1 protein-coding gene is annotated in these 292 nt (G+C 47.6%); it reads left to right on the forward strand.

Annotation, left to right across the window (positions count from 1 at the left end; genetic code table 11):
• Window positions 1-292: DHHA1 domain-containing protein (locus tag AAEY79_RS14430; RefSeq protein ID WP_352288967.1), on the forward strand; the 292-nt coding region annotated here is incomplete at both ends.

The following is a 292-nucleotide window of genomic DNA, read 5'->3' on the forward strand; positions in this document are numbered from 1 at the left end:
GGTCGACAATGTTGATAACAGCAAGCGCAGTATCGTGCTATATCGAGATGACTGGCATCAAGGCGTAATCGGTATCGTGGCTGGACGTTTAAAAGAGACCCACTATCTTCCCAGTATTGTTTTTGCACCTGCTGATATTGAGCGTACAGGTGATGAAGATGCGATTAAAGGCTCGGCGCGCTCAATTGCTGGCGTGCATATCCGCGATGCTATCGAACAAGTGGCTGAACAATATCCAGATTTAATCACTCATTTTGGTGGTCATGCGATGGCAGCGGGGTTGACCATTAAG

It is taken from the genome of Psychrobacter sp. GW64-MNA-CIBAN-0177, from assembly GCF_040309585.1.
In the GTDB taxonomy this organism is placed as follows: domain Bacteria; phylum Pseudomonadota; class Gammaproteobacteria; order Pseudomonadales; family Moraxellaceae; genus Psychrobacter; species Psychrobacter okhotskensis.